Source organism: Brevundimonas sp., assembly GCF_030656255.1.
Lineage (GTDB): Bacteria > Pseudomonadota > Alphaproteobacteria > Caulobacterales > Caulobacteraceae > Brevundimonas.
Window position 1 is genome coordinate 1 of the sequence record NZ_JAUSOE010000141.1, and the last position, 9,480, is coordinate 9,480.

Below are 9,480 nucleotides of genomic sequence, written 5' to 3' on the forward strand. Positions count from 1 at the left end.
CTTGTTGCAGGTCATCAGCGCCTTTTCGAGCTCGTGCTCGGTCGCCTTGCCCGTCACGCCCTTGGGCCGCAGATCGACCAGGGCCAGGTGGCTGTCGGTGCCGCCCGACACGATGGCCAGGCCGCGCTCGACCAGGACGCCGGCCAGGGCCTGGGCGTTCTTGACCACTTGCTGGGCATACAGTTTGAACTCGGGTTGCAGCGCCTCGCCGAAGGCCACGGCCTTGGCCGCGATCACATGCTCCAGCGGCCCGCCTTGCAGGCCGGGGAAGACGGCCGAGTTGATCTTCTTGCCCAGCTCCGCATCGTTGGACAGGATCATGCCGCCGCGCGGTCCGCGCAGGGTCTTGTGCGTCGTCGTGGTCACGACATGGGCGTGCGGGATCGGATCGGGATAGGCGCCCCCGGCGACCAGGCCGGCATAGTGGGCCATGTCCACCATCAGATAGGCGCCGACGCTGTCGGCGATCTCGCGGAACCGCTTGAAGTCGATGTGGCGGCTATAGGCCGAGGCGCCGGCCAGGATCAGCTTCGGCTTCTCCTTCTGCGCCATCTCCGCCACGTGGTCATAGTCGATCAGATGGGTGTCTTCGCGGACCTTGTAGGTCACGGGCCGGAACCACTTGCCGGACTGGTTCGCCGGCGACCCGTGCGTCAGGTGCCCGCCGCAGGCCAAATCCATGCCCAGGAAGGTGTCGCCGGGTTGAAGCAGGGTGAAGAAGACCGCCTGGTTGGCCTGAGCGCCCGAGTGGGGCTGCACATTGGCGAAGGCCGCGCCGAACAGCTTCTTGGCCCGTTCGCGCGCCAGATCCTCGGTCACATCGACGAATTCGCAGCCGCCGTAGTAGCGACGACCGGGATAACCCTCGGCGTATTTGTTCGTCAGGACCGAGCCCTGCGCGTCCAGCACCGCCTGGGAGACGATGTTCTCGGAGGCGATCAGTTCGATCTGCTCTTTCTGACGCCCCATCTCGCCCTGAATGGCCTTGAAGACGTCCGGATCGGCGTCGGCCAGGGTCTTGGTGAAATAGGCGTCATGGGTGAAGGCGGTCACGTCGGAATCCCCGCGTCTGAGAAGGCCGCCTATCTAGTCCGCACCGGACCGAACCACAATATCTTGTGTCCTGTCTTACCCTCTCCCGCCGGGAGAGGGCTTGAGCGCACGGCGGCGCAGCCGTCGTTCTGGCGCGAAAGGGTGAGGGGCAAGGTGGTGCGAGTTGGCCCACCGGCAGGTCACTCATCCGGCCCTTCGGGCCACCTTCTCCCCACGGGAGAAGGAAAGAGAAATCAAAGCCCCAACGCCCGCTTCAGCTTCGCGATCGCCACCCGCTCCACAGCCTTGGGCTCATTCACCGGCCCCATGGCGCTGACCTCGCGCCCGGTCGCCACATGGATGGCCGAGCATTTGATATAGGGTCCGTTGCGCACGAACTCGACAATGATCTCGCCGTCGTCGCCCATGATCAGAGCGTCTTCAGCGCCCGCGACAGATCGACGGTGTCGAGCTCGCCGTTCCAATATCCAATCAGGGCGTCGCTGTTCAGCCGAATCCACGCCTGCACCGCCTTCAGATCGGCAGTGGGCAAAGGCCCATGGATCAGTTCCGGCTCGGGCCGCACGCTGACGGTCGCGATATCGTCCACGTCCATACGGTCGCCGTGCGCCCGGCACACCTTGACCCGCGCGTCATGCCTGGCGTGCCCCTTGGGACTGACCCAGACGGTCATCGGCAGGCCCGTATGTCTCGGATACAGGTTCGCCATCTCGAAAAGGTCGACCTCCTCGAGCGGCGTGTCCGGCGCGGGATGATGGACGTTCATCGCGCCATCATAGCCCAATCCTAGTCGTCAGGAAACGATCAAGCCGCCACCGACCGGCGCGCCACATTGCAGTGGGCGAACAGCCGGTCCATCGCCTGGACGACATGGTCCATCATCTCGTCCGTGTGGTTCGGCGAGGGCGTAAAGCGCAGCCGCTCGGTGCCCTTGGGCACGGTCGGATAGTTGATCGGCTGAACATAGACGCCGTACTCGTCCAGCAGCATATCCGAGATCATCTTGCAGTGGACAGGATCGCCGACGTGCACCGGCACGATATGGCTCTCGCTGTCCATCACCGGAATCCCGGCGGCGGCGAACCGCGCCTTCAGGGTCGCCGCCCGTTCCTGATGCTGGTCGCGCAGTTCGGGATGGGTCTTCAGGTGCCGCACCGAGGCCAGGGCGCCCGCAGTCAGAGCCGGCGGCAGGCTGGTGGTGAAGATGAAGCCCGAAGCCCAGCTGCGCACCGCGTCGATGATCACGGCGTCGGCGGCGATATAGCCGCCCATCACCCCGATGGCCTTGCCCAGGGTGCATTCGATGATGTCGATCTGGTCCAGCAGGCCGTCGCGCTCGGCCACGCCGGCGCCGGTTTCGCCGTACAGGCCGACCGCATGGACTTCGTCCAGATAGGTCATGGCGCCGTATTTCTTGGCCAGAGCGATGGTCCCGGCCAGGTCGGCGATGTCGCCGTCCATCGAATAGACGCTCTCGAAGGCGACCAGCTTGGGCGCCCCGGCCGGAGCGACGGCCAGCAGGGCCTCCAGATGGGCCAGGTCGTTATGCTTGAAGATGTGCCGCTCGCCCCCGCCCTGGCGGATGCCGGCGATCATCGAGGCGTGGTTCAGGGCGTCGGAGAAGGTGATCAGACCGGGCAGGATCTTCTGCAGGGTCGACAGGGTCGCCTCGTTGCCGACATAGCCCGAGGTGAACAGCAGGGCCGCCTCTTTATGATGCCAGTCGGCCAGTTCGGCTTCCAGGTCGACCGCCGAGCGCGTCGTGCCCGAGATGTTGCGGGTGCCGCCGGCGCCGGCGCCCACCGCATCGATCTCGTCCTGCATGGCCTTCAGAACGACCGGATGCTGCCCCATGCCCAGATAGTCGTTGGAGCACCAGATGACGACGTCCTGCTCGGACCCGTCCTCGCGGCGGCGCACCGCCTGCGGGAACTGTCCGCGAACACGCTTCAGGTCGGCGAAGACGCGATACCGTCCTTCGCTGCGCACCTGCTCCACCGAGCTTTCAAAGGCGGCCTTATAGTCGAACACGATATTCGTTCTTTCGCTTATGGCGATCTCTGTCTGTTCTTTGCGCCCGACGCCGAAGCTTGTCCATGTCTTGAGCATGGACAAAACGACCTAAAACCTTCATTGATAACGGTTCTCAGGTTTCGCGGGCGCGGCGTTCGACTGGTGAAGCCGTTCGGCGACCGATTCGATTCCTGTGGACGCCCGTCCGCCGCAGCCGATTTGCCCGGTCACGAATCAAATTCTGAGGCAGTTTGAGATCATGACCGTTCAGATGATCCAAGCCGACCTCCAGGCGCGCGGCGCTGCGGCGCCCGCCGACCATCCGGAGCGCCAGTATCTGAACCTGCTGCGCGATATTCTCGACAACGGCGTGCGCCGCGACGACCGCACCGGCACCGGCACCCTTGGCGTGTTCGGGCGTCAGATGCGGTTCGACCTGTCCAAGGGTTTTCCGGTCCTGACGACCAAGAAGCTGCACCTGCGCTCCATCATCGTCGAACTGCTGTGGTTCCTGCGCGGCGAGACCAATATCGGCTGGCTGAAGGACAACGGCGTCCGCATCTGGGATGAATGGGCCGACGCCGAGGGCGAACTGGGCCCGGTCTATGGCAAGCAATGGCGGTCCTGGACGGCGCCGGACGGTCGGTCCATCGACCAGATCGAGAAACTGGTTTACGGCCTGAAGACCAACCCCAACAGCCGCCGTCACATCGTCACCGCCTGGAACCCGGCCGACGTCGACGACATGGCCCTGCCGCCCTGCCACTGCCTGTTCCAGTTCTTTGTTGCGGACGGAAAACTGAGCTGCCAGCTGTATCAGCGCAGCGCCGACGTCTTTCTGGGCGTGCCCTTCAACATCGCCTCCTACGCCCTGCTGACGATGATGCTGGCCCAGGTTGTTGGGCTTGAGCCCGGCGACTTCGTCCACACCTTCGGCGACGCCCACCTGTATCTGAACCATCTGGAACAGGCCGAACTCCAGCTGACGCGTGAGCCCCTGGCGCTTCCGACCATGAGCCTGGCGCCGAAGACCGACCTGTTCGCCTTCGAGCTGTCGGACTTCACCCTGGAGGGTTACGAGGCCTGGCCGCACATCAAGGCCGCTGTGGCCGTCTGATGGACCTTACTGGGTTGCAGGCAGACGTCCTGCGCATCTCCGAGATCTACGCCGCTGAACACCGCATCGACCGCGACCGCGATTGGGCTCTACTGAAGCTGCAGGAAGAGCTGGGCGAGTTGACGGCCGAACATCTGCGTCTGTCCGGCCGGGCGCGCGGAACCCCCGACGCCCAGGCTCTGGGCGACGAGGCGGCCGATGTCTTGGGCATGCTGCTGATCTATTGCGCCGGGGCCGGGATCGACCTTGAAGCGGCCATGCGCCGCAAATGGATGAAGTGGCTGGAGCCTCAGACCGAAGCCTGAGCCTCCGGCGCGATCATGGTCATCGGCTTGAGGCGCAGGCTGAGGGTTTCCCGGCTCTCGATCCGCTCGACCACGATCCGGTTCTTCAGCGCGCCCATCTGCATGACGGCGCGGAAGGCGACCACATCGCCAGGCTTGGCGATGAAGCCCTCGACCGTCGGCTTGTTCTGCTTGCCCGCCAGACCCCCGAAGGCCATCGAAACCTTGTGACCGCCCGGCGCGACCGATACGGCGGTGAAGCGCGGGCTCTTGATCTGAGCGATGAACCGGTCATTGACCGACAGGTCCATGCCCACGGCCTTGCCGACGAAACCTTCGCGGAAGATGATCAGCAGGGCCTGGCCCGGTTCCGGCCGGAAATCGAGCACGGCCTGTTTCTGCTCGGGCGTCGCGGCCTTGGCCCGTCGGGTTCCCGCCAGATTGGCCATGATATAGGCGGCGAAGACACCGACCATCAGGCCCAGAAAGCTCGGCAGATAGCCGGCGTCCGCGCCATACGCGGCCACGAAAGCGCCCAAACCGAAGCTGACGAGGACAGCCGCCAGGAAACCGACGACGATGGCTGGGATGTACTTGCTCATGGGAAGGCTCGCGTCCATTGGATGGGCCTCCTCAACGCGTCGATAAGGTCAAGGTTCTTGCCCATACCCCTGATTTCTCTGGTCGTCGCGCGTGGCCGCAACGGCGTCATCGGCCGCGACGGCGACCTGCCCTGGCGGCTGCGCAGCGACCTTCAGCGGTTCAAAGCCATCACCGTGGGCAAGCCCTGTCTGATGGGCCGAAAGACCTGGGAGAGCCTGCCGCTGAAACCCCTGCCCGGCCGGTTGAACCTGGTGATGACGCGCGACGAGTCCTATGAGGCCGAAGGCATGTCCAAGGGCGCCTTGGTTTGCGCCACCCTGGACGAGGCGATCGAGATCGGCCGCGAGACGGCCGAGGAGGACGGCGTGGACGAGATCTGCGTCATCGGCGGCACCGCCCTGTTCGAGGCCGCCCTGCCCCGCGCCAAACGCCTCTATATCACCGAGGTCGAGGCTTCGCCCGACGGCGACGCGGTCTTCCCGGCGTTCGACGAAACGGCCTGGGTCGAGGTATCTTCGGAAACGCATCCGGCAGGCGAGAAGGACGATCACGCCTTCACCTTCCGCGTGCTGGAACGCCGCTAGGAGAGACAGATGTACGTCACGACCACCAACGACCTGCCCGGCTTCCGCGTCACCCGCCATATCGGCCTGGTGCGCGGCGTGACGGTGCGCTCGCGCAACGCCATCTCAGACGCCATCGGCGGAGTCCAGTCCATGCTGGGCGGACGGGTCGGGGCCTATGTGAAACTGGCCGAGGCCGGGCGTCAGGAAGCCTATGACGAACTGGTCAAACACGCCGAGGAACACGGCGCCAACGCCATCCTGGCCGTCCGCTACGACGCCACCGAGATCATGCCGGGCGTGACCGAGGTGCTGTGCTACGGCACGGCCGTGATCGTCGAGCCGGCCTGAACCGGCTCGACTGATCGGATCAGGACAGGTTCATCAGGTCCGCGCGTTCGAAGTTGCGCAGTTCATCCGAACGGCCGTCGCGGACCTTGTTGACCCATTGAGGGTCGGCCAGTAGAGCGCGGCCAACGGCGACCAGATCAAACTCTTCGTTCTCGAGACGACGCAGCAGACCGTCCAGCGAGGCGGGCTTGGAACCCTCGCCGCCGAAGGCCGCGATAAACTCGCCGTCCAGACCGACCGAGCCGACGGTGATGGTCGGCTTGTTCATCAGCTTTTTGGCCCACCCGGCGAAATTCAGGTCCGAACCTTCGAACTCCGGCTCCCAGAAGCGGCGCTGCGAGCAGTGGAAGACATCGACCCCGGCGTCCGACAGGGGCGTCAGCCATTCAACCATCTGGTCCGGCGTCTCGGCGATCCGGGCGGTGAAGTCCTGCTGCTTCCACTGCGACAGGCGCAGGATGACGGGGATGTCGTCGCCCACGCCTTCGCGCACCGCCTTGACCACTTCGGCGCCGAACCGGGCGCGATCGGCGATGGTCGGGCCGCCCCAGCGGTCTTCGCGCACATTGACGCCGCCCCAGAAGAACTGGTCGATCAGATAGCCGTGGGCGCCGTGGATCTCGACGGCGTCAAAGCCAAGCTCCCGCGCCGCGCGCGCCGAACGGCCGAAGGCGGCGATGGTGTCGGCGACGTCCTCTTCGGTCATCGGCTCATATTTGGTCTTGCCGGGGGCCGTCAGTCCCGACGGGCTGTCTACCTTGCCTAGCGGTTTCCAGTCCTCGCCCTGGCCGCGCGCGGAACCGACATGCCAGATCTGCGGCGCGATCAGACCCCCGGCCGCATGAACCTCGTCCACTACAGTCTTCCAGTGCGGCAGGGCGTCGCCATGGAAGACCGGCACATTGGCGTCATTGCGGGCGGCGGGGCGTTCAACGACTGTGCCCTCTGTAACGATCAGGCCAACTCCGCCCTCGGCCCGGCGACGATAATAGCCAGCCACGTCGGACGTGGGGATGCCGTTGGGCGAGAAGGACCGCGTCATGGGCGCCATGACGATGCGGTTGGGCAGGGTCAGCCCCTTGATGGTGAAAGGGCGGAACAGGGCGTCGACGCTCATCGGATCTCCTTGGGTATTGGTAAGACCCAAGGTGGCGAATAGGGTTGCGTTTGAAAACCCCCTACCCGACGATTTCTAAAGACCCAACGAAATCGCGACCTGTTCGGCGATCACGGTGAAGCGGCGTGCGATCGGCCCCGAGGGATCGGCAGCGACCGGAGGGCGACCGGCGTCACCCCCCTCGCGCAGGGCGGCGTCCAGCGGCAGGTCGCCCAGGAAGGGAATCGACAGACGTTCCGCCTCGGCCTTGGCCCCGCCCTGACCGAAGATCGGGCCGCTCATATTCTCGATCAGGCCCAGCGTCGGCACATTGACCCGCTGGAACAGGGTGTGCGCTCGCCGCGCGTCGGCCAGGGCCACCTCCTGCGGCGTAGAGACGATGACGGCGCCGTCCAGCGGCGTCTTCTGGATCAGGGTCAGTTGCACGTCGCCGGTGCCGGGCGGCAGATCGACCACCAGCACGTCCAGCGGCGCCTCGGCCGTGCCCCAGCGGGTCTGGGTCAACATCTGGGTGATGGCCTGGGAGGCCATCGGCCCGCGCCAGATCATGGCGTCGTCCATCTTGGTCAGCAGGCCGACCGACATGGCCTTCATGCCATGGGCGACGTGCGGGACGATGGCCCCGTCCTCATAGGCCGGCTGGCCGCTGATCCCCAGCATGGTCGGCAGCGACGGGCCATAGACATCCGCGTCCAGAATCCCGACCGACAGGCCCCGTGCAGCCAAGGCGGCGGCCAGGTTCACCGCCACAGTGGACTTGCCCACCCCGCCCTTGCCGCTGGCCACCGCGAGAACGCGACGGACATGGGCCGGTCGGTCAGTGGCGACCGGCGCCTTGGCGCGTCCCTGATCCACAGCGGCCTTCGACAGGCCGGCGGTGCGCGGCGCGGGCTTGTCGAGCCCCGGTTTGGCCTCCGCCGTCAGGATCACCGACACCCGGTTCATGCCGGGCACGGCCTTAAGCGCCGCCTCGGCGGCGTCCCGCACCGGGGCATAGGTTGCGACCAGACTGCGATCCACCTCCAGCGCAAAACCGGCCCGATCATCGGCGACCACCAGCCCTTGAACGAGGCCGGAGGCCATCAGCCCCTGGCCGGAAACCGGGTCAGTGACGGCGTCGAGGGCGGCGATGACGGCGGAACGTTCGACCAAGACGGTCTCCACAAGACTTGCAGGCGATAAGGGGCGCGTTCTATCGCCCATGGATGCCGCCCGCGAGCCTCGATTTGTCCCAGCCGCCATTAGTCACCCTGATCGCCGGCCCCACCGCCTCGGGGAAATCCGCCCTGGCGTTGAAGATGGCGCGCGAGACCGGCGCTGTGATCATCAACGCCGACAGCCAACAGCTTTACGCCGATCTGCGCGTCCTGACCGCTCGACCGTCGCCGGAAGACGAGACCCAGACCGATCACCGCCTTTATGGCGTCGCCGATGCCACAGACGCCTGGTCGGTCGGCAAATGGAGCCGAGCGGCCCTGGATCTGCTGGACGCCGCGCGCGCCGACGGCCGTCCGGCGATACTGGTCGGCGGCACGGGCCTGTATTTCACCGCCCTGACGCGCGGTCTGGCGGACATTCCCCCTGTCCCTCAGATCGTCCGCGACGCCATCGAGGCGGACTATATGGCCCAGGGCGAAGCCGCGTTCCGCGCCCGTCTGGCCGAACGAGACGCCGACGCCGCCCAAACCATTGAACAGGGCGACCGCCAGCGGTTGATCCGGGCCATGAGCGTCCATGTCGCCAGCGGCCGGCCCCTGAGCGGCTGGAAGGCGGACACTCGCCCCCTGCTGGAGCCGGGATCTTGGGTGGGACAGGTCATCGAGCCCGACCGTGTCGCCCTCTACGCCAACTGCGACCGGCGCGTGGACCTGATGATGGAAAACGGCGCGCTCGACGAGGTCCGCGCCTTGATCGCGCGGGACCTGTCCCCTGCTCTGCCCGCCATGAAGGCGGTCGGGGTGCGCGAACTGGCGGCCTATCTTGCGGGAGAGATCGGCCGGGATGAAGCGATCGACGCCTTGAAACAGGCGACCCGAAACTACGCCAAACGCCAACTGACCTGGTTCAGAAACCAGACTCCGAACTGGACGCGGGCCTGAAGCGCACGCGACGCTTGGAAAGCGTCCGCGCAACGCCTATATTGGTCCTGTCCGGTTTCGGCCGGACTATAGCGATAAACGCGCTTGTAATAAGCGGACCGGACCCGGGTGCGATTCCCGGCGGCTCCACCATTCTCTTCCCCGCGTTATCGGCGGAGGCGTCATGGGGCCGACTAGCATCGACGGACGTGTAAAGAGGATTGCTTTCGCTCGTCCTGGCCCACCGTATCGGGCCATTTTCTAACTGCGAACGATAACTTCGCTGGAGAAGTCGCTCTCG

At 65.7% G+C, this 9,480-nt stretch carries 12 protein-coding genes and 1 other RNA gene; 6 read left to right on the forward strand and 7 right to left on the reverse strand.

The features are described from left to right. The 4 genes from glyA to hemA form a co-directional block, all read right to left on the reverse strand. The coding region (gene glyA / locus Q7J26_RS14080; protein ID WP_304937030.1) for a serine hydroxymethyltransferase at nt 1-1,053 on the reverse strand (1,053 nt) is incomplete at its 3' end. A 233-nt stretch (nt 1,054-1,286) separates the two neighbouring features. Beyond that, nucleotides 1,287-1,460, reverse strand: coding sequence for a hypothetical protein (locus tag Q7J26_RS14085; RefSeq protein ID WP_304937031.1), 174 nt, complete (start codon nt 1,458-1,460; stop codon nt 1,287-1,289). Between the two features lie 2 nt (nt 1,461-1,462). After that, on the reverse strand, nt 1,463-1,819 hold the full coding sequence (locus tag Q7J26_RS14090; protein WP_304937032.1) for a hypothetical protein: 357 nt from the start codon (nt 1,817-1,819) through the stop codon (nt 1,463-1,465). A 38-nt stretch (nt 1,820-1,857) separates the two neighbouring features. Then, on the reverse strand, nt 1,858-3,084 hold the full coding sequence (gene hemA / locus Q7J26_RS14095; RefSeq protein ID WP_304937033.1) for a 5-aminolevulinate synthase: 1,227 nt from the start codon (nt 3,082-3,084) through the stop codon (nt 1,858-1,860). A 253-nt stretch (nt 3,085-3,337) separates the two neighbouring features. On the opposite strand from hemA, the gene Q7J26_RS14100 reads away from it, so the two are divergent. Together Q7J26_RS14100 and Q7J26_RS14105 are read left to right on the forward strand one after the other, a co-directional pair. Further along, entirely contained in the window at nt 3,338-4,183 is an 846-nt protein-coding gene (locus Q7J26_RS14100; RefSeq protein ID WP_304937034.1) for a thymidylate synthase, read from the forward strand. Between the two features lie 14 nt (nt 4,184-4,197). Next, on the forward strand, nt 4,198-4,488 hold the full coding sequence (locus Q7J26_RS14105; protein ID WP_304937035.1) for a phosphoribosyl-ATP pyrophosphohydrolase: 291 nt from the start codon (nt 4,198-4,200) through the stop codon (nt 4,486-4,488). Here Q7J26_RS14105 and Q7J26_RS14110 read toward each other — a convergent pair. Then, a complete protein-coding gene (locus Q7J26_RS14110; protein WP_304937036.1) occupies nt 4,473-5,069 on the reverse strand; it encodes a hypothetical protein in 597 nt (198 codons plus the stop codon). The two genes, Q7J26_RS14105 and Q7J26_RS14110, sit on opposite strands and share 16 nt — an antisense overlap. A 57-nt stretch (nt 5,070-5,126) precedes the next feature. On the opposite strand from Q7J26_RS14110, the gene Q7J26_RS14115 reads away from it, so the two are divergent. Further along, nucleotides 5,127-5,654: a dihydrofolate reductase gene (locus Q7J26_RS14115; protein WP_304937037.1), complete on the forward strand. Its 528-nt coding sequence runs from the start codon at nt 5,127-5,129 to the stop codon at nt 5,652-5,654. A 9-nt stretch (nt 5,655-5,663) separates the two neighbouring features. Then, entirely contained in the window at nt 5,664-5,984 is a 321-nt protein-coding gene (locus tag Q7J26_RS14120) for a YbjQ family protein (RefSeq protein WP_304937038.1), read from the forward strand. Nucleotides 5,985-6,003: 19 nt separating this feature from the next. On the opposite strand, the gene Q7J26_RS14125 is transcribed toward Q7J26_RS14120, so the two are convergent. Together Q7J26_RS14125 and Q7J26_RS14130 are read right to left on the reverse strand one after the other, a co-directional pair. Next, the gene (locus Q7J26_RS14125; RefSeq protein ID WP_304937039.1) at nt 6,004-7,101 is read right to left on the reverse strand and encodes an NADH:flavin oxidoreductase; all 1,098 of its coding nucleotides are present in this window, start codon (nt 7,099-7,101) and stop codon (nt 6,004-6,006) included. A 75-nt stretch (nt 7,102-7,176) separates the two neighbouring features. Continuing rightward, nucleotides 7,177-8,253 carry an Mrp/NBP35 family ATP-binding protein gene (locus Q7J26_RS14130; protein WP_304937040.1) on the reverse strand — a complete coding sequence of 359 codons (1,077 nt, stop codon included), beginning with the start codon at nt 8,251-8,253 and terminating at the stop codon, nt 7,177-7,179. A 74-nt stretch (nt 8,254-8,327) separates the two neighbouring features. On the opposite strand from Q7J26_RS14130, the gene miaA reads away from it, so the two are divergent. Continuing rightward, on the forward strand, nt 8,328-9,200 hold the full coding sequence (miaA, locus tag Q7J26_RS14135) for a tRNA (adenosine(37)-N6)-dimethylallyltransferase MiaA (protein WP_370651950.1): 873 nt from the start codon (nt 8,328-8,330) through the stop codon (nt 9,198-9,200). Nucleotides 9,201-9,210: 10 nt separating this feature from the next. Further along, nucleotides 9,211-9,480, forward strand: a transfer-messenger RNA (tmRNA) gene (gene ssrA / locus Q7J26_RS14140); the annotation flags it as partial.

Excerpts from the sequence above, each read along its gene's own strand:
- Q7J26_RS14085 (WP_304937031.1), bottom strand. The coding sequence starts at position 1,460 with ATGGGCGACGACGGCGAGATCATTGTCGAGTTCGTGCGCAACGGACCC.
- Q7J26_RS14090 (WP_304937032.1), bottom strand. The coding sequence starts at position 1,819 with ATGAACGTCCATCATCCCGCGCCGGACACGCCGCTCGAGGAGGTCGAC.
- Q7J26_RS14100 (WP_304937034.1), top strand. The coding sequence starts at position 3,338 with ATGATCCAAGCCGACCTCCAGGCGCGCGGCGCTGCGGCGCCCGCCGAC.
- Q7J26_RS14110 (WP_304937036.1), bottom strand. The coding sequence starts at position 5,069 with ATGAGCAAGTACATCCCAGCCATCGTCGTCGGTTTCCTGGCGGCTGTC.
- Q7J26_RS14120 (WP_304937038.1), top strand. The coding sequence starts at position 5,664 with ATGTACGTCACGACCACCAACGACCTGCCCGGCTTCCGCGTCACCCGC.
- Q7J26_RS14125 (WP_304937039.1), bottom strand. The coding sequence starts at position 7,101 with ATGAGCGTCGACGCCCTGTTCCGCCCTTTCACCATCAAGGGGCTGACC.